Raw genomic sequence first — 17,882 nt, 5'->3', positions numbered from 1 at the left:
CACCCGCCGTCCCTGCCCAAGGACGCCCCACGTCGCCTCACGACGTGCGCCGCGCCTGGCCGTCCCAGGCGCCCGGCTCACGCGCCCGTGACCGCTCGCGCGCCTCCAGGGCCGGCGAGCGGTCACTTCTGGAAGTCACCCCAGGCCGCCGTGCCGGGAATGAACAGGCGGCCGGAAGCGGATCCGCTGGTCAGCCTGAGGCGGACGTGCTGTGGGCGCGGTCCAGGTCCGGCTCCAGATAGATCACGCGGGCGATCGGCACGGCCTCGCGAATGCGGCGCTCGGCCTCGTCGATCCCCTGGGCGACCTCGGCCGCGGTGTCGTTGTGCTCGACCGCGATCTTCGCCGCCACCAGCAGCTCCTCGGGCCCCAGGTGCAGCGTGCGCATGTGGATGACCCGGGTGACCTCGGGTGCTCCGGTCAGAGCGGCTCGGATCTGGTCCTCCACCTCGGGTGAGGCACCCTCGCCGACCAGCAGCGACTTGGTCTCGATGGCCAGCACGATCGCGATGACGGCCAGCAGCACGCCGATCATCAGGGTGCCGATGCCGTCCCAGACGCTCTCTCCCGTGACGACCGCCATGGTCACGCCGAACAACGCGAAGATCAGACCGAGCAGCGCGCCCAGGTCCTCCAGCAGGATGACAGGCAGCTCGGGCGACTTGGACCTGCGAATGAACGCGACCCAGCCCTGCTTGCCGCGCACGGCGTTCGATTCCTTGATCGCCGTGCGGAACGAGAACGCCTCGGCGATGATCGCGAAGATCAGCACCCCGAACGCCCAGATCGGCGATGACAGTTCATGAGGATGGATGATCTTCTGCACACCCTCGTAGAGCGAGAACGCCGCGCCGATCGTGAACAGCACGACGGCCACCACGAAGGCGTAGAAATAGCGCTCGCGCCCGTAGCCGAACGGATGCTCCTTGGTGCTCGCCCGCGCCGCCCGCTTGCCCCCGATCAGCAGCAACACCTGGTTGCCGGAGTCGGCGACCGAGTGGATGCCCTCAGCCAGCATCGAGGAGGAGTTGGTGAAGAACGCGGCCACGAACTTGGCCACGGCGATGGCCAAGTTCGCGGTCAAGGCCGCAACGATCGCTTTGGTTCCGCCGCTCGCGCTCACCGGTCTGCTCCACTCATAAAGATCACGTATAAAGGCCTGGGAAAAGGATCCTATTGCGAAATTCTGGCCTTCAGCTCAGCGATCGCTGACACGGGGGTCGGATCGATGGCGTATCCCAGGGCCAAATACGTACTGGCGTAGTCGCCGAGCCCGATCAGCGAGGCCATCCGCTCCAGCGGGTGCACGCCCTCGGCGGCCAGTTCGGTGACCGGCACGCTGCGCTCGCGCGCCAGCCGCAGCGTCGCCTCGCGCCGCCGCGTCACCTGCGGATGCTCGTCGACGTCCCGCATGACGACGAGCCTCAGCGTGCGCCCGGCCGTGTCGGCGAAGAGGTCGCGCTCGGCCATCGGCCCGTCGAAGGCACACACCTGGTGGTGATCGGCCTCAGGCAGCTCGCCGAAAATGGCGGGATATTTCGCGTTCGTGTTGAGCTGGCAGGCCAGCCGGTACGCGGCCACCGCCGTCGGCGCCGACGACCCCCAGATCATCGGCACGCTCTCGGCCAGGTCCATGGCCAGCGACTTGCCGGGATTGATGAACGACTCACTGGACGGCCGGCACCGGTGCGCCATGTCCTCCAGCGACTTGGCCACCCGCTCGAACAGCTCCGCGTCGGCCGGCACGAGCCGCAGCGCGGCAGCGGCCACGATCAGCGGGACGCTGAGCAGCCAGATGTTCGCCCTGGACTGGCCCTCGACAGGGACGGGCACGTACAGAGCGGATGCCTGGGTGGCGATGGCCGCCAGCGGGGAGCCGGCGGGTCCCACGCCGAGCAGGGTGCAGCCGCGCCGCACGGCCTGACCGGCGACGGACAGCGTCTCCTCGGTGTCGCCCGAGCCGGAGACGGCGATGACCAGGTCCGTGGCGCCGACCCAGCCGGGGAGCTGGTAGGAGCGCACGGTCACGATCGGCAACGGCGCACCGCTGCCGACGACCGCCGACAGGATGTCGCCCGCGATGCCCGAGCCGCCCATGCCCGCGACCACGATGGCGCGCGGGCGCCCGTGCCCTGCCAGGCGGTCGACCTGGGCTTCGACGGCGTTGCGGTAGCCGGTGCGTATGTGGGCCGCAGAGGCGGCGACCGCCGGCAGCATCCCGCCGGGGTCGCCCTCGCTGAGATGCCGCTGGTCGTCGAGCCGCTCCGGCTCCCAGGTCACGGCTTCCTGGCCTCGTCGACGAGTAGAACGGGGATGTCGTCACGGACCGGGTAGATCAGGCCGCAGCCGGTGCAGGCCAGCTCGTCGGCCTCGGTGTCGGCACGCAGGGGCGCCTTGCACGCGGGACAGGCCAGGATCTCCAGCAGCCAGTCGTCGATCTTCACTCGTTCACCAATCTCGTTTTCCATCGCCAACTCGACCGTAACATCACGGCGGCACCGCTCAGGTGGATCCGGCATTGCGAATGACGGCCTGTATGTGGTGGAACACCGCTTGATCGAACGCGGAGTCGCTCAGTGCCGCCGGTTCAATGAGCCTCGACGCCGAGGAAGCCCTCCACGAATTCCGCGGTCTCCTCCCAGCCCTCGACCGCGACGCACTCCACGCCCATCGCCTTGACCGGGTAGTCGTTGCCACCCTCATCGAGGCGGTCGCCGACGAAGAGCACGTCATCGATCGTGAGATCGAGCGCGTCGAGCAGGCGGCCGATGCCATAGGCCTTGTCGACGCCCTTGTGGGTGATGTCGACGGACGTCGAGCCGCCGCTACGGATTTCGAGGCCGGGCAGCCGCCTGGCGACATGCGCGCACAACTCGCGTCGCTTGGAGCCGTCGGGGTCCCAGGCGTATTTCGCGCTGGGCGGGGCCTGCTGGCCCAGGGCGGAGAAGGTGATCTGACTGCCGCGGTCCTCGATGATCTCGCCCCACGTGTCATCGGCCCACAAGCCCAATTCCTTGGCACTTTGGGTGAGCACGTCGATGATCTCCGTCTTCTCCGCGTCGGTGAAGTCCTCGGCGTAGACCAAGTCCCACTCCGCGTTCGTCCAGCGGTAGTAACGCGTCCCGCACGTCGGCATGAGATGCAGCCTGGCGCGTTGAACGTCGTCGACCGGCAGGTGTCTCAGCACCTGCGCCTGGAACTGGGCGTATTGCCCGCCCGAGATCACGCACACGTCGACTTGATCGAGCAGCCGTGCCAGGAGCGCCGCCATCCGATCATCGATGCGAGACTTGGACACCGCCAGCGTGTCATCCAGGTCGAAGGCGACCAGGGAAAACTTTCGATTAATCGGAGCTCCTACGAAACGATCGCGGACACCTTCCTCGACTTTACCCGGCGCATCGGGAGCGAGGTGCGTCATCGATCCCTATTGGGGTGGGCAGATCGTAGAATGCGGAGGTGGCCGCGCCGGCCCACCTCGACCGCGTCGCCGACCGGCTCGCCGCCGGACGGCATGGGCCTGGCGGCTTCCCTGACCGCGTTGGCCAGCGCCTCCAGGTCGTCCGAACTGGGCGAGGCGCCGTCCGTCGGCAACCGCACCACCTCCCAGCCGCGCGGAGCGGTCAGTCGCTCGGCGTGTTCGGCGCACAGGTCGTAACAGTGTGGCTCCGCGTACGTCGCCAGGGGGCCGAGAACAGCGGTCGAGTCGGCGTATACGTACGTGAGCGTGAAGACGGCAGGCTGGCTGCAGGCGGTGCGGGAACAGCGGCGGACGGGGCTCACGGAGGGACCGTATCTGGTAAGAGTGCGAGGCGCCACTATCTGAGCGCTCTTAAAGAGCGTGTCGCCACAATTCGGACACCTGTCGCAGCCTTTCCACCCACATGCCCCGATGACGCCACCCCCGGCCACCTGGCGGGATCGCCCCGCCGCTCTTCCCCTCACCTGGACCCGGTCCTCCGCGTGATCGCTTTCGCCACCACCGCTCCGCGGCGCCTTCTCCATGGGAATTTCATACCGGCAGCAGGAGGCGGTCAGATCCTCACGAGCATCTTGCCGACGTTGCCGCCGCGCATCATGTCGAGGAAGGCGGCGGGGGCCTGCTCGATGCCCTCGGCCACGGTCGTCTCGGTCTTCAGGGAGCCGTCGGCCAGCCAGCCCGCCGCCTTGCCGATCCACTCCGGGAAGAGGTGGAGGTAGGAGGTGATCAGCATGCCGCGCAGCGTGGCGTCCTTGGCCGCCAGCGCGAACAGGTTGGCGGGACCGGGGACGGGCTCGGTCGCGTTGTAGGAGCCGATGGCGCCGACCATCGCGATCCGCCCGCCGTGGCGCAGGGCGTCGATGGAGGCCACCAGATGGTCGCCGCCGACGTGGTCCACGTAGACGTCGATGCCGTCGGGTGCGGCCTTGGCGAGCTGGTCCGCGACGGCGCCGGCCCGGTAGTCGACGGCGGCGTCGAAGCCGAAGTCCGCCACGAGCTTCTTCGCCTTGTGCGCGCCTCCGGCCGATCCGATCACCCGGGAGGCGCCCAGCTTGCGGGCGAGCTGCCCGGCGACGCTGCCCACGGCCCCGGCCGCCGCCGAGACGAACACCACGTCGCCCTCCCGTACAGGAGCGACCTCGGTCAGGGCCGCGTAGGCCGTCAGCCCGGTGCTGCCCAGCGCGCCCAGGTAGGCCTCGGCGGGCGCGAGGCCGGTGTCGACGACCGTCGCGGCGGCGGCGTCCAGCACCGCGTACTCGCGCCAGCCGAGGAAGTGCACGACGGTGGCGCCCACCGGCACCAGCGGCGAGCGCGAGGCCACGACCTCGCCGACCGCCGCGCCGTCCAGCGGCGCGCCGAGCTCGAACGGCGGCATGTAGGACTCGCGGTCGTCCATCCGCCCGCGCATGTACGGGTCCACCGACATCCACGTGTTACGCACGAGCACCTGGCCGTCGGCCGGTTCGGGGACGGCGGTGACGGCCAGTTCGAAGTCCTCCAGGCGCGGCTCGCCGAAGGGGCGGGCGGCCAGGCGGATCTCACGGTTCGCGGACATGCTGTTCTCCTTGTGCTTGATGATCGCGTCGAGCAGGTGCTCGGCGGTTGTCTCCGATGGGGGCACGTGGTGGAAGAAGGCGACGGGCTCGCCCACGGCCCTCGCGCCGAGCGCGGCGAAGACCGGGCGGAGCTGCTCGACGGCGCGCAGGCCGCCGGACGCCCTGCCGTAGCAGACGAAGGCGACGGGTTTGCCCCGCCACTCGTCGCGGTACCAGTCGATGGCGTTCTTGAGCGAGGCCGGGAAACTGTGGTTGTACTCCGGCGTCACGATCACGAACGCGTCCGCCGCCGCCAGCCAGGGCGCCAGATCCCGTACGGCGGGCGGCACGGGTCCGCCCTCCGCCGGGAGCACCGCCGGCAGCCAGGCCTCGGCCAGGTCGATGACGTCCACCTCGACGTCCGCCCGGCGGCAGGCCGTGGCGTGGAACCAGGCCGCCGCGGTGGGCCCGAAGCGGTTCTGGCGCACGCTGCCGATGATGATCGCGAGCCTCACAGCGGCCTCCTTTCGTTGCCGTGCCTTGTTGACGAGGACGACTCTGCCGGGGGCCGCGCACGATCGGCTGGGGGTTGGCTGGGGGTTGGCTGGGGGTTCGATGGGGGTACCGTGACCAGGTGCGATTCGGAGTTTTAGGCCCCCTCACCGTGTGGACCCCGGACGGGCGACCGGTGCGCGTCCCCGAGCTGAAGGTGCGCGCGCTCCTCGCCGACCTGCTGGTCCACGAGGGGCGTCCGGTGCCGGCGGACCGGCTCGCGTACGACCTGTGGGGTGACGATCCGCCCGGCAACCCGGCCAACACCCTGCAGACCAAGGTGTCCCAGCTGCGCCGCGCCCTTGGCCAGGACGGCCGCGACCTGGTGGTCTTCCAGCCGACCGGATACGTGCTGCGTACCGACGAGGTCGACCAGCTCGGGTTCGCCGCGCTGCTCGGCCGCTCTCGCGAGGCCACGGACCTCCACGTCAAGGCCGACCTGCTGGCGGACGCGCTGTCGTTGTGGCGCGGGCCCGCCTACGCCGACTTCCGCGACGAGGAGTTCGCCCGCGCCACCGCCACCCGGCTGGAGGAGCAGCGGCTGACCGCGCTGGAAGAGCAGGCGGAGGTACGGCTGGCGCTCGGCGAGCACAGCCGGCTGGCCGACGAACTGGGCGAGCTGGTCACCGCCCACCCGCTGCGCGAGCGCCTGCGGGCCGCGCACCTGCGTGCCCTCTATCGGTCGGGGCGGCAGAGCGAGGCGCTCGCCGGGTACGCCGACCTGCGCGCGCGGCTCGCGGACGAGCTGGGGCTGGATCCCGGCCCGGAGCTGGCCGCGCTCTACCAGGCGATCCTGCGGCACGAGCCGGCGCTCGCGCCCGTGCCCGCTCCGGCGACGTCGGCCGCGCGGCCCCGTACGAACCTGCCCGCGCCCCTCACGGACCTGATCGGCCGGGATGAAGCCGTCGCCCAGGTCGGCGCCCTGCTCGGCGCCTCCCGGCTGGTCACCCTGACCGGACCCGGCGGGGTGGGCAAGACCCGGCTGGCCGTGGCCGCCGCGGCGGACCTGCCGTTCGCCGACGGCGTCTGGCTGGTCGAGCTCGCGGGGACCACCGGCTCCGTGGCCGAGCCCGTCGCCGCGAAGCTCGGCGTCCGCGACGAGGCCGGGTCCCGCTCCGGGGTGCCCGCGCCGGACCTGCCGCACCGGCTCGCCGACGCGCTGCGCGGGCAGGAGCTGCTCTTGGTGCTGGACAACTGCGAGCACCTCGTCGAGGAGGTCGCCGAGCTGGTGAGCCTGCTGCTGCGCACCGCGCCCGGGCTCCGCGTGCTGGCCACCAGCCAGGAGTCGCTGGCGATCCCCGGCGAGGCCCTTTACTCCGTGCCCCCGCTGGACCTCGCCGACTCGGTACGGCTGTTCGCCTCCCGCGCCGCACCCGGATTCACCCTGGACGCCGAGAGCCGGCCGTGGGTCGAGGCGATCTGCGCGCGGCTGGACGGCCTGCCGCTGGCGCTCGAACTGGCCGCCGCCCGCGTACGCGCGCTCGGCGTGCGCGGCGTCGCCGAGCGGCTCGACGATCGGTTCCGCCTGCTCGCCACCACCGGCCGCGGCCTGCCCGCCCGCCAGCAGACCCTGCGGGCGGTGATCGACTGGAGCTGGGAGCAGCTCACCGAGCCGCAGCGGGCGGCCCTGTCCGCGCTGGCCGTGCACCCCGGCGGCTGCACGGTGGAGGGCGCCGAAGCGGTCGGCGTCGATCTCGATCTGCTGGACCAGTTGGTCAACAGGTCCATGGTGGTGGCCGACCCGCCCCGCTACCGCCTGCTGGAGAGCATCGCGGCCTACTGCCTCGCCCGCCTCGACCCCGCGGACGCGGTGTTCCGGCTCAGGGACGACCACTACATCGCGCTGGCCGAGCGGGCGCGACCGCACCTGTACGGTCCCGCGCAGCGCGAGTGGCTGCGGCGGCTCGACGACGAGGTGCTCAACCTGCGGGCCGTCACCGGGTCCAGGCGCCTGGCGGACGCCCTCGTCTGGTACTGGTACCTGCGCGGCAGGCACACCGAAGGGCACCGCTACCTCGCCGCGGTGAGCCCGGGGTCGGCGTACGAGGCGGGGTTCGCCATTCTGACCGGGGCCCCGCGCGGTGAGGTGAAGGAGCTCCCCGACGCCAGGTCACGCTGGTTCCTCGCGCACGCCTACCTGCACCGGGGCGACGTCGCCGCGGCAGGGCCGCTGCTCGACGAGGCGCTGGCCGGGTTCCACGCCCAGGACGACCGCTGGGGGGAGGCGGCCGCGCTCGCCGACCGGGCCAAACAAGCCATGTTCCAGGGCGACCTCCCGGCGGCCGAGCGGAGCGGCACGGAGAGCCTGGCCATATTCGACCGCCTCGGCGACCGCTGGGGGCGGCTGCAGGCCTCCGACCAGCTCGCCTACCTGGCGGAGATCAGTGGCGACCACGACCGCGCCGGCCGGCTGCACCGTGAGGGGTTGCGTATCGCCGAGGACCTTCGGCTGTGGACCGACGTGTCGTACCGGCTGTCCAGCCTGGGCAGGATCGCGCTGCTGACCGGTGATCTCACTCGGGCCAGGGAGTTCCACGAGCGGGGCATGCGGCTGGCGGCCGAGCAGTCCGACCGGTTCGCCGAGGAGTTCGCCCGGGTCGGGCTGGGGCTCGTGGCGCGGCGGGCGGGCGACCTCGACACCGCCGAACGGCTCTTCCATGAGTCGCTGGACTGGAACCGGCGGCTGGAGGCCGACTACGACGTGCCGTTCTACGGGGTGACGTTGATCCTGGCCGAGCTGGGGTTCATCGCCGAGCAGCGGGGGGACGTACGACAGGCCAGGGCGCTGCATCTCGAAGGGCTCACGGCCGCGCGCGAGATCGGCGACCCGCGGTCCATCGCCCTGGCCCACGAAGGGCTGGCCGGGGTCGCGGCGCTCGAAGGCGCGGCCGGGGAGGCGCTGCGGCTGCTGGAGGAGGCGAGCACGCTACGCGAGTCGGTCGGCGCCCCTTTGCCGCCGGCCGAACGCGGCGACGTCGCCCGGATCAGGGCCCGGCTCGCCGCGCCCGGCACCATGCGCTGACCGTCAGCCGATCGTGCGCGCCGCTTGCCAGAGTCGCGGTCGCAACACTCTCACTCCCTTGAGGGTGCGACATGAAGGAGCGACCATGCGAGCCTTGATCCACGACCCGGCCGCACCGCACCGGCTGCGGCTCGGTGTGGCGGAGGACCCGATCCCCGCGCCTGCCCAGGCGCTGATCCAGGTGACCGCCGTCTCGTTCAACTTCGGCGAGATCGCCTTCAGGCCCGCGGACGGAAAGCCCGGGCACGTTTCCGGCTGGGACGCCGCCGGTGTGGTCGTCCGGGCCGCCGCAGACGGGTCCGGCCCCGCCGCCGGCACCCGGGTGGTGACGTTCGGCTGGTCCGGTGCCTGGGCCGAGTCGCGCGCCGTGGACGCCGGGAATCTGGCCGTCGTACCGGATGACGTCGATCTCGGCCTGGCCGCCGCCCTCCCGGTCGCCGGGGCCACGGCACTGCAGGCTCTGCGGCGGCTCGGCCCGGTGGTCGGCCGCCGGGTGCTGATCACGGGCGCCTCCGGCGGCGTCGGCCGGTACGCGGTGCAGCTCGCCGCCCGAGCCGGCGCCCATGTCATCGCCTCCGTGGGCAGCCCCGCCCGCGCCGAGGGCCTGCGCGAGCTCGGCGCGACGGAGATCGCCTTCGGACCGTCCACCGTGTCCGGGCGGGTGTACGGCGTGCTGGACAACGTCGGCGGAGCCCAGCTGGCCCAGGCCTACAACCTGCTGGAAGACGGCGGAACCGTGCAGGCCATCGGCATGGCCTCACGCGAGCCGACGCTGATCGACTTCGAGGAGGCCCGCACCCGCGTCGACCGCGGCCGCCTGGAGACCTTCAACCTGTCGGCCCCGCTCGGCGACGACCTGGCCTACCTCGTGGACCTCCTGCGCAAGGGCGAGCTCGACCCGCAGATCGGCTGGCGCGGCCCCTGGACCCGGGCCCACGCGGCAGCCGACGCGCTACTCGCCCGCCATGTGCACGGCAAGGTGGTCCTCGACCTCTGACGTCACGGAGAGCCCCGGCGCCGCCACTCCCAGAACTGACGGCGCCTCCCCTTAGACTTGCCCCTGTGACTCCGAAGCGCGGTCCCCGACGGCGCGATCGCCACGGTCGCGGCCTCCGTGGCCCGCTCGCCCCCTCCCACGTCCCCATGGCCAAGTCCCGCAGCGAACGCTTCGACGACCTCGTCCTCGACGCCGTCGACCGCCTCCGCCCCCGATGGGAGCGGCAGTTGTCGGCGGTGGAGTTCGCGGTGGAGGAGGTGCCACCGCTGAGCGAGCTGGACGACGGCCCGGGCCTGACCTCCGACCCGATCCCGTTCGGGCGCGCGGACGTGGCAAGCGGCCAGAACCCCGCGTCGGTGGTGATCTATCGTCGCCCGCTGGAGGCCAGGGCGAGGGACCGCGACACGCTGGGTGCCATGGTGCATGACACGGTCGTGGAACAGGTCGCCACTCTCCTCGGCCTCTCCCCCGAAACCGTCGACCCCGGTTACGACGACCGCCGCTGATCAGCGCCCCCGAGGGCCTCGGGGGCTATCACGGCACCACCATGCGGTCGGGCCTGCGAAACCAAATCAGGGACATGCGAAAAGGGGCCATACGGCGGCCCGCATGACCCCATCGCCATATAGTTACACGGCCTGGCGTTTGATCCGTCTGCGCTCCCGCTCGGACAGCCCACCCCAGATGCCGAAGCGTTCATCGTGTTCGAGTGCGTATTCGAGACACTCGGCACGGACCTCGCATGATCGACAGACCTTCTTGGCCTCTCGGGTGGAGCCGCCCTTCTCCGGGAAGAACGCCTCTGGATCCGTCTGCGCGCACAACGCACGCTCCTGCCAGCCGAGTTCTTCAGCGTCAAGCTGATCCTGTGCGATGACCGGATCGGTCACTGCACACCTCCCTGCCGCCCGCCCGCAATGGAGCCCCCCATGGACGCCTTCCTTATTACCCACCCACTGGAAGGCGTAACAACATGGTTGTAATTACACGCGGGTGCCGTAGCTGACGTCAAGCGGCATGCGGGTATCCGGGGAAAGACCAGATCTCGCCCCGGTGTGCTTGGCATGTGATGTTCTCGCCCGGCCGGCGATGGTCTGCGGCCTGGCGCGTTCAACCTGTCAGCGTCCGAACCGTACCAGGGCGGGATAGACGCCCGCCCGTGGCCCACCTTCTCTCTAGCAGTTCATTGCCGGTCCGTTACCTGCGTGGCTCGTTGGGGGTGTATATGGCGGTCGGGTCGATGGGGTCGTCTCCCTGGCGGCGCGGCTCGCCGCTGAGTGCGTCCCCCCTCGTCGACGACGGGTCGATCCTCATCGTCGATTCCGCTTGCGCCTCGTTCCAGCCGGTCGGCGCCTGGTGACTCGGCTGGTAGGGCTGCGGCTCGTACGCGCCCTGCTGGGGCTCGTACGCGTTCTGCTGCGGGTGGCCGAACGGGTCGTCGTACGGCCTGGCCTGGCCGGCGTAGTCCGGCACGCGGAGGTCGGGGGTCGTGCCGGCGGTCGACTGGTAGGTCTCCGCCTGCTGGTAGGCGTCCATGAGCTGCTGGGACCGCGGGTCCACAGGCGGGTCGGGCTCCTGGTAGGCGGACGGAGTGCCGTACTCGGTGCCGGAATAGCCGGTGAACGGGGTCCCGCCCTGCTGCTGCTGCTGGTCGAACGCGCTCTGCCCGAAGTACGGCTGCTCCGCCGGGGGGTACGGGACGTTCGGCGAGGTGTCGCCGGTCGGGTACGCCTGGCCGGTGGGGGCGGCGAAGGCGTTGGGCGCGGTGTCCGGGGGCGTGTACGCGTTGTGGTCGTTCGCGGGGGGTGCGTAGGGGTCGTTCGGGGGCGCGTACGGGTTGGGGCTCGGCTGGCCGTACAGGTTCGGCTGGCTGTCCGCCGGGACGTACGGGGCGGGCTGGTACTCCGCGGGCGGGGTGCTGTAGTCCTGAGCCGGCGGGGTGCTGTAGTCCTGTAGCTGCTGCGCCTGGCGGTCGGCGCTCGGGGCCGTGTCGGCGGGGGCGTACTGCCCGAACCCGGAGTCCTGCCCGAACCCCTGCGGCGGGAAAGCCTGGTCGGGCTGGCCGAAGGGGGCGGACTGCGACGGCTCGAACTGCCCGAAGGGGGCGGACTGCGACGGCTCAGGCTGGCCGAAGCCCTGCTGCTGCTGATCGGCGGGCGCCGGGGGAAGCGCACCCCTGATCGGCTGGTACGGCTCCGGCTGCTGCCCGTAGGGAGGCTGGGCAGGCTGCTCCGGCTGGCCGAACTGCTGCTGGGACTGGGGGTGGAGGTCGGCGGGCGGCGCGTAGGGCGCCTGCTCGGGCTGACCGCCGCCGAAACTCGGCGGCTGCTGACCATAGCCGGGCTGCTGACCAGAGGAGGGCTGCTGACCATAGCCGGACTGCTGACCGTGGCCGGGCTGCTGACCATGGCCGGGCTGCTGACCGTAGCCGGACTGCTGACCATAGCCGGGCTGCTGGCCAGAGGCAGGCTGCTGGCCGTAAGCAGGCTGCTGGCCAGACTGCGGCTGCTGGCCGTAACCAGGGGGCGGTTGCTCTTGCTGACCGTAACCAGGCTGCTGCTGGCCCGTCGGCGGCTGCTGGCCATAGCCGGCGGGGGCCTGCTGGCCGTAGCCGGGAACGGGCTGGGCAGGTTGCTGGCCGTAGGCGGCGGGCTGGTCCTGCTGCCCGAAGAAGGGGGGCTGCTGGCCGAACTGCGGCTGGGAGTAGACAGGCGCGGCCGGGCGCTCGGGCATCACCTGCGGGAGGAGGTAGACCAGCGCGACGGCGGTCAGCGCCAGCGCGGGAGCCCCCAGGAGTACGAACTCCACTGTGCCCCGCACGCCGTTCCCGGCGAACAGGCCGAGCAGGAGCGCCAGCATCCCGAACACCGAGGCCACGAGCAGCCCGGCCGCCGCCCCGTACGTGATCGGCTTCGCCTTGGGCGACGGCTCGCCGACCTTGGTGACCAGCAGCACCGCCCCCAGCAGCACCGCCGTCACGACCGGGTTCGTCACGCTGGAGAAGTACGAGGCCGCGCGTTCCGTGATGGACGAGCCGGGCACCGATCCGATCAGGATGTGGCCAACCGCCAGCAGCACGTTCACCAGTCCGGTGACGAGCATGATCCAGGCGGCCGGCTCCCTCAGCCGGGCGACATCAAATTTGCTCACAAGTACCCCCATCGGACCCTTTGGCCCGAAGGGAGTTTGCCACATCGCCAAGTTACTCGGCGGGAGTCCCAACAACCCCTTTTATCTCAATTCGGCCTATACCGGCCAGTAGGCCGTACGGAGTGGGGAAAACCACACCCGGGACAGGGTCGTCACAGGCCGGTGAAAGACTGGGCCGCATGCACATCGTGTCACTCGCCGGCGGCATCGGCGGCGCCCGTTTCCTGCGCGGCTTGCGCGCCACCGAGCCAGACGCCTCGATCACCGTCATCGGCAACACGGGTGACGACATCACCCTGTTCGGCCTGCGCGTCTGCCCCGACCTCGACACCGTGATGTACACCCTGGGCCACGGCATCGACGAGGAGCAAGGCTGGGGCCGGGCCAAGGAGACCCACGTCGTCAAGGAGGAGCTGGCCGCGTACGGCGTCGAGCCGCAGTGGTTCGGCCTCGGCGACCGCGACTTCGCCACCCACATCGTCCGCTCGCAGATGCTGGAGGCCGGTTACCCCCTCTCGCAGATCACCGAGGCCCTGTGCGCGCGCTGGCAGCCGGGGGTGCGGCTGCTGCCGATGAGCGACGACCGCTGCGAGACCCACGTGGTGATCGAGGACGAGCACGGCAAGCGCGCCATCCACTTCCAGGAGTGGTGGGTACGCCTGCGCGCCTCCGTCCCCGCACAGTCGTTCGCGCTGGTGGGGGTCGACACGGCCAAGCCGGCGCCGGGCGTTCTCGAGGCCATCGAGCAGGCCGACGTGGTCATCCTGCCGCCGTCCAACCCGGTGGTGAGCATCGGCACGATCCTGCAGGTCCCCGGCATCAGCGACGCGCTGACCGCCAAGACCGTGGTCGGCGTCTCGCCGATCATCGGCGGCGCGCCGGTTCGGGGCATGGCCGATGCCTGCCTGACCGCGATCGGGGTGGAGACGACGGCTCAGGCGGTGCTGGAGCTGTACGGCGCCGAGCTGATCGACGGCTGGCTGGTGGCGGAGGAGGACGAGCGGGTCGCGCTGGACGGCGTCCGGGTGGTCTCCCGCCCGCTTCTCATGCACGACGCCGAGGCCGCGGCCGCCATCGCCCGCGCCGCCGTCGACCTGGCTCTGGAGCTCGCCCGATGACCGCCGCCGAACGCCTGGACGCCCCCCGCCACTTCGAAGTGCTCGCCGTGGAGGGGATCGGCGAGGTGCGGCCGGGGGACGATGTGGCGGCGCTGCTCAAGGACGCCGGCCTCCTGGACGGCGACATCGTGGTCATCACCTCCAAGATCGTGAGCAAGGCCGAGGGCCGGATCCGTCAGGCGCCCGACCGCAGCCAGGCGATCGCCGAAGAGACCGAGCGCGTGGTCGCCAGGCGCGGCGACACCGTGATCTCCCAGACCCGCCACGGCTTCGTCATGGCCGCCGCCGGGGTCGACGCCTCCAACACCGAGCCGGGCACCGTGCTGCTCCTCCCCGAGGACCCCGACGCCTCGGCCCGGCACATCAGGGCAGGCCTGGCCCGGCGGGTCGGCGTGATCGTCTCCGACACGTTCGGCCGGCCCTGGCGCAACGGGCTCACCGACGTGGCCATCGGCGCGGCGGGCGTGCGGCCTCTCGACGACTTCCGGGGCACGTCCGACGGCTACGGCAACGAGCTCTCCGCCACCGTCACGGCGCTGGCGGACGAGATCGCGGGCGCGGCGGAGCTGGTCAAGGGCAAGCTCGGCGGCGTCCCCGTGGCGATCGTGCGCGGGCTGGCCCATCTGGTCACCGACGAGGACGGGCCCGGCGTCAGGCCGCTGGTGCGGGCGGCCGACGAGGACCTGTTCCGGTACGGGTCGCGGGACGTCGTGTTCGCCCGCCGTACGATCAGGGAGTTCGCCGACCGCCCCGTCGATCCGGAGGCGGTACGCCGGGCCGTGGCGGCGGGGATCGCCGCGCCCGCGCCGCACCACACGACCCCGTGGCGCTTCGTGCTGGTCGAGTCGCCGGAGACGCGGACGAAGCTGCTCGACGCGATGCGGCAGGCGTGGATCGAGGACCTGCGCGGCGACGGGTTCAGCGAGCAGTCGATCGCCAAGCGGATCAAGCGCGGTGACGTGCTGCGTAACGCGCCGTATCTGGTGGTGCCGTGTCTGGTGATGGACGGTTCGCACACCTACCGGGACGATCGGCGCAACGCCGCGGAGCGGGAGATGTTCGTGGTGGCGACCGGCGCCGGGGTCGAGAACTTCCTGATCCAGCTCGCCGTGGAGGGGCTCGGCTCGGCGTGGGTGTCGTCCACGATGTTCTGCCGCCCGGTCGTCCGCGAGGTGCTCGATCTGCCCGCCTCCTGGGACCCGATGGGCTGTGTGGCCGTGGGGCACGCGGCGGCCCCGCCGCGTGATCGCGCGCCCCGCGATCCGGGGGACTTCCTCCTCACGCGTTGACCGCGTTGCGGAACAGCAGTCAACTCGCCATTTACCGTTAGGAAAGTTTCCTTTACATTTAGGGTCATCCCCCCATGTAAAGGAGCCGCTTTCATGCGAAGGACGCTCACGTTAATCACCGTGGTGGTGATCGCCATCGCCACCACGGTCTTCAACACCAGCCCGGCGCTAGCGCACGGGTACGTCATCGCGCCCCCGAGCCGGCAGGCCAACTGCGCCCAGGGCAAGGTGCCCAGTTGCGGCAACATCATCTACGAGCCGCAGAGCGTGGAGGGGCCGAAGGGGCTGCGGAGCTGCCACGCCAACCTGCCGCAGTTCGCCCAGCTCAGCGACGAGAGCAAGCCATGGCCGGTGGCGTCGGTGGGCTCCACGGTGACCTTCACCTGGACGTTCACCGCCAGGCACGCCACGCTCGACTACGAGTACTACATCGGCAACACCAGGGTCGCCGTGTTCAAGGGCAACGGCCAGCAGCCGCCGGCGACGGTCTCGCACACGGTCAACCTGTCCGGCTACTCCGGCCGCCAGAAGGTCCTGGCGATCTGGAACATCTCCGACACCACCAACGCCTTCTACTCCTGCATCGACCTGCGGATCGGTGGTGGCGGTGGCACCCCGACGCCCACCCCGACCCCGACCGTCACCCCGACGCGAACCCCCACTCCGACGCCCACGCCGACCACGGGCCCGTCGGGCACCTGGAAGGCCGGCGTCGCGTACGCGGTCGGCAACACGGTGACCTACAACAGCCGCACGTACCGCTGCATCCAGGCCCACACCTCGCTCGCCGGCTGGGAACCACCCAACGTCCCGGCGCTCTGGCAGCCCGTCTGACCGACCGCACACAAGGGGGCGCTCCGGCGCCCCCCTTCTCATGCCCTGCCACCCGCCCAGCCCGCAGCAGCGCCGCGCCAGGACAGGTGAGGGCTGGGCGCGGGGTGTCAGGGGGTGGGCTTGCAGGTGGGGTGGCAGAGGCGGCGGGCCAGGGCGGCGAGGAAGACGTCGATGATCTCCCCCGGCTCCTTGGCCTCGTGCAGCGACCCGTTCGTGGCGGCCGCGATCCGTCCCAGGCCGTCGCGATCCACACCGGTCCCGAAGGCGATGACGATGACCTGCACGGGCTTGTCCGGCTTCCACTCGCGCTTCAGGGCGTCGAGCAGCTGCGCCAGGCTCGTGCCCTTGCCGTCGTCCTTGCCCGCAGTGATCACCAGGAGCGCGTTGTTCATCTCCTCGCGATACTCCCCGCTGACCTCCCGGAAGCCGCTGAGTATCGCGTCGTGGAGGGAGCTGTCCCGATCCGGGTGGGCGGTGATCGTGCCGGTCAGCTCGGCCAGGCGGCTCCTGCGGACCACCTGGCCGCTCTCCGGCTCGTTGATGGGCCCGAGCCCGACGCGTTCCTGGTAGTCCTTGATGCGGCCGAGCCCGTCCGCGAACTCCCACATCCCCATGTGCGTGGACTCCGGGAACAGCTGCAGCCCGATCTCGGCCGCCTCCAGCGCCACGCTGATCCTGGTGGTGTCGCCGCCCTTCAGCGGCTCGGCCATGTGCTTGGACGTGTCGGCCAGCACGAGGATGTTGGTCGGCGGGGCCAGCCTGCTCCAGGCGCGCAGCGCCTCGTCGATGTCCTCCGCCGACACCGACGACCTGGTCTTCGGGGCCGCGGCGGGGATCTGCGGCCCCCGCGAGATCGGCCCCTGGGCGCCGTCGCCCGACCTGAACCCCGCCCGCCGTACGATCTCCTGCGCCTCGGTCCCCTTCAGCCAGCCGGCGAAGGCCGTGGACGCCTCGGCGACCGTGGGGTCGGTGGCGGTGACGACGTACGGGTAGTCGAGGTTGATCGTCCCCTCGCGCGGGTGCAGCGCGACGACCGGGTCGGCGGAGGGACGCAGGTTGTGCTGCCACACCGACTGCTCGGGGACGATGACCACCGGACGCTGCCAGAACGCGCGGTCGTCGATCGCCGTCAGCATGCTGCGGTAGTCGGGCGCCGAGCCCGCCTGCGCCCACCGGACGAACGCGGTCAGCGCCTTGTCCGCCTCGGGTCCCGTGCCGACGACGTCCCTGGCGGCGGCCACGGTCGCGATGCCCGCTCCGGCGAGGGACGGGTCGGGTACGCGTACGACGTCGGGTTCGTTCGTCGTGGGCGTCAGCCGTCCGCGTACCGTCGAGGGGAAGACCATCCGCCAGTTCATCTCGGTCTTGCCGACCGTGAAACGCTGGGCCAGCGACGAGCGGGTGGCGAACACCAGCGGCGAGGTCGCCACCACGCTCTCGCCCGCGGGCAGCGCGCTCGCGCCCTGCTGGCGGGCCAGCCTGATCCAGGCCGATGAGTCGGCGATCCACCCGTCGGGCCGCTCGCGCAGCACGCCCGCCCGGTCGCCGATCAGCGTCCGCAGGACGGTGGCCGGCGGGTGCTCCGTCACCTGGACCAGCACGCACCGGCCGCCCACTGACGTCTTCGTCTCGTTGAAGCGACCCGCCGCCTCCATGACCGCCGGAGCCACGTCGACCGCGGCGGCCACGCTGACGAGAACAGGCTCTCGTGCGGAGCACAGCGCGCCGGCGCCGCCGAACACCACCACGAGGGCGCCGGCCACGATGGCCACGGCCGTGAGCCCCGCCAGCATGCCGCGCCATAGCGCTTTCCTGCGGCGCTGCTCACGGGGCAGCGCGGCGCGGTGTTGGCCTAACCGCACGGTGAACCCCTCTCCCGGGAGTGATGATTCTCTCAACGCCTC

At 71.3% G+C, this 17,882-nt stretch carries 15 protein-coding genes and 1 pseudogene; 6 read left to right on the top strand and 10 right to left on the bottom strand.

Annotated elements, in window-relative coordinates:
- Positions 1-190 precede the first annotated feature (190 nt).
- From ACTMTI_RS01970 to ACTMTI_RS01940, 7 genes and pseudogenes are all read right to left on the bottom strand, one after another.
- Complete coding sequence (locus ACTMTI_RS01970) at positions 191-1,123, bottom strand: cation diffusion facilitator family transporter (RefSeq protein ID WP_441117826.1); 933 nt, start codon at positions 1,121-1,123, stop codon at positions 191-193.
- 50 nt (positions 1,124-1,173) lie between these two features.
- A complete protein-coding gene (locus ACTMTI_RS01965; protein ID WP_441117825.1) occupies positions 1,174-2,280 on the bottom strand; it encodes an SIS domain-containing protein in 1,107 nt (368 codons plus the stop codon).
- Positions 2,277-2,468 (bottom strand): Trm112 family protein, encoded by a 192-nt coding sequence (locus ACTMTI_RS01960; RefSeq protein ID WP_441117824.1) that lies wholly within the window; start codon positions 2,466-2,468, stop codon positions 2,277-2,279. The genes ACTMTI_RS01965 and ACTMTI_RS01960 overlap by 4 nt, the downstream gene beginning before the upstream one ends.
- A gap of 119 nt (positions 2,469-2,587) precedes the next feature.
- Positions 2,588-3,421 (bottom strand): HAD-IIB family hydrolase, encoded by an 834-nt coding sequence (locus tag ACTMTI_RS01955; protein ID WP_441117823.1) that lies wholly within the window; start codon positions 3,419-3,421, stop codon positions 2,588-2,590.
- Positions 3,418-3,783: a DUF3499 domain-containing protein gene (locus ACTMTI_RS01950; protein WP_441117822.1), complete on the bottom strand. Its 366-nt coding sequence runs from the start codon at positions 3,781-3,783 to the stop codon at positions 3,418-3,420. The genes ACTMTI_RS01955 and ACTMTI_RS01950 overlap by 4 nt, the downstream gene beginning before the upstream one ends.
- A 251-nt stretch (positions 3,784-4,034) precedes the next feature.
- Positions 4,035-5,036 (bottom strand): NADP-dependent oxidoreductase, encoded by a 1,002-nt coding sequence (locus tag ACTMTI_RS01945; protein ID WP_441118140.1) that lies wholly within the window; start codon positions 5,034-5,036, stop codon positions 4,035-4,037.
- Positions 5,037-5,117: 81 nt separating this feature from the next.
- A pseudogene (locus ACTMTI_RS01940) lies at positions 5,118-5,531 on the bottom strand (NADPH-dependent FMN reductase); the annotation flags it as partial.
- 119 nt (positions 5,532-5,650) lie between these two features.
- Here ACTMTI_RS01940 and ACTMTI_RS01935 point away from each other — a divergent pair.
- The 3 genes from ACTMTI_RS01935 to ACTMTI_RS01925 all read left to right on the top strand — a co-directional run bounded on the left by ACTMTI_RS01935 (position 5,651) and on the right by ACTMTI_RS01925 (position 10,093).
- Positions 5,651-8,590 (top strand): BTAD domain-containing putative transcriptional regulator, encoded by a 2,940-nt coding sequence (locus ACTMTI_RS01935; protein WP_441117821.1) that lies wholly within the window; start codon positions 5,651-5,653, stop codon positions 8,588-8,590.
- Between the two features lie 85 nt (positions 8,591-8,675).
- On the top strand, positions 8,676-9,587 hold the full coding sequence (locus ACTMTI_RS01930) for a zinc-binding dehydrogenase (protein ID WP_441117820.1): 912 nt from the start codon (positions 8,676-8,678) through the stop codon (positions 9,585-9,587).
- A gap of 65 nt (positions 9,588-9,652) precedes the next feature.
- A complete protein-coding gene (locus tag ACTMTI_RS01925; RefSeq protein ID WP_441117819.1) occupies positions 9,653-10,093 on the top strand; it encodes a metallopeptidase family protein in 441 nt (146 codons plus the stop codon).
- A gap of 123 nt (positions 10,094-10,216) precedes the next feature.
- Here ACTMTI_RS01925 and ACTMTI_RS01920 read toward each other — a convergent pair whose 3' ends face one another.
- The gene (locus tag ACTMTI_RS01920) at positions 10,217-10,477 is read right to left on the bottom strand and encodes a WhiB family transcriptional regulator (RefSeq protein ID WP_020546325.1); all 261 of its coding nucleotides are present in this window, start codon (positions 10,475-10,477) and stop codon (positions 10,217-10,219) included.
- A gap of 307 nt (positions 10,478-10,784) precedes the next feature.
- Positions 10,785-12,737, bottom strand: coding sequence for a hypothetical protein (locus ACTMTI_RS01915; RefSeq protein ID WP_441117818.1), 1,953 nt, complete (start codon positions 12,735-12,737; stop codon positions 10,785-10,787).
- 179 nt (positions 12,738-12,916) lie between these two features.
- Between ACTMTI_RS01915 and cofD the strand changes: the two genes are divergently transcribed.
- From cofD to ACTMTI_RS01900, 3 genes are all read left to right on the top strand, one after another.
- On the top strand, positions 12,917-13,855 hold the full coding sequence (cofD, locus tag ACTMTI_RS01910; protein ID WP_441117817.1) for a 2-phospho-L-lactate transferase: 939 nt from the start codon (positions 12,917-12,919) through the stop codon (positions 13,853-13,855).
- On the top strand, positions 13,852-15,144 hold the full coding sequence (locus ACTMTI_RS01905; protein ID WP_441117816.1) for a coenzyme F420-0:L-glutamate ligase: 1,293 nt from the start codon (positions 13,852-13,854) through the stop codon (positions 15,142-15,144). Before cofD ends, ACTMTI_RS01905 begins: the two co-directional genes overlap by 4 nt.
- Positions 15,145-15,237: 93 nt before the next feature.
- A complete protein-coding gene (locus ACTMTI_RS01900; protein WP_441117814.1) occupies positions 15,238-15,978 on the top strand; it encodes a lytic polysaccharide monooxygenase in 741 nt (246 codons plus the stop codon).
- A gap of 107 nt (positions 15,979-16,085) precedes the next feature.
- Here ACTMTI_RS01900 and ACTMTI_RS01895 read toward each other — a convergent pair whose 3' ends face one another.
- Positions 16,086-17,840 (bottom strand): substrate-binding and VWA domain-containing protein, encoded by a 1,755-nt coding sequence (locus ACTMTI_RS01895; RefSeq protein ID WP_441117812.1) that lies wholly within the window; start codon positions 17,838-17,840, stop codon positions 16,086-16,088.
- Positions 17,841-17,882: the final 42 nt, after the last annotated feature.

It is taken from the genome of Nonomuraea sp. H19, from assembly GCF_052068215.1.
In the GTDB taxonomy this organism is placed as follows: domain Bacteria; phylum Actinomycetota; class Actinomycetes; order Streptosporangiales; family Streptosporangiaceae; genus Nonomuraea.
The sequence above is the reverse complement of the archived record's forward strand: the minus strand, read 5'-3'. Positions and strand labels throughout refer to the sequence as shown.

Coding starts and splice junctions, on each gene's coding strand:
- ACTMTI_RS01930 (WP_441117820.1), top strand. CDS start 8,676: ATGCGAGCCTTGATCCACGACCCGGCCGCACCGCACCGGCTGCGGCTC.
- ACTMTI_RS01955 (WP_441117823.1), bottom strand. CDS start 3,421: ATGACGCACCTCGCTCCCGATGCGCCGGGTAAAGTCGAGGAAGGTGTC.
- ACTMTI_RS01960 (WP_441117824.1), bottom strand. CDS start 2,468: ATGGAAAACGAGATTGGTGAACGAGTGAAGATCGACGACTGGCTGCTG.
- ACTMTI_RS01900 (WP_441117814.1), top strand. CDS start 15,238: ATGCGAAGGACGCTCACGTTAATCACCGTGGTGGTGATCGCCATCGCC.
- ACTMTI_RS01945 (WP_441118140.1), bottom strand. CDS start 5,036: ATGTCCGCGAACCGTGAGATCCGCCTGGCCGCCCGCCCCTTCGGCGAG.
- cofD (WP_441117817.1), top strand. CDS start 12,917: ATGCACATCGTGTCACTCGCCGGCGGCATCGGCGGCGCCCGTTTCCTG.
- ACTMTI_RS01905 (WP_441117816.1), top strand. CDS start 13,852: ATGACCGCCGCCGAACGCCTGGACGCCCCCCGCCACTTCGAAGTGCTC.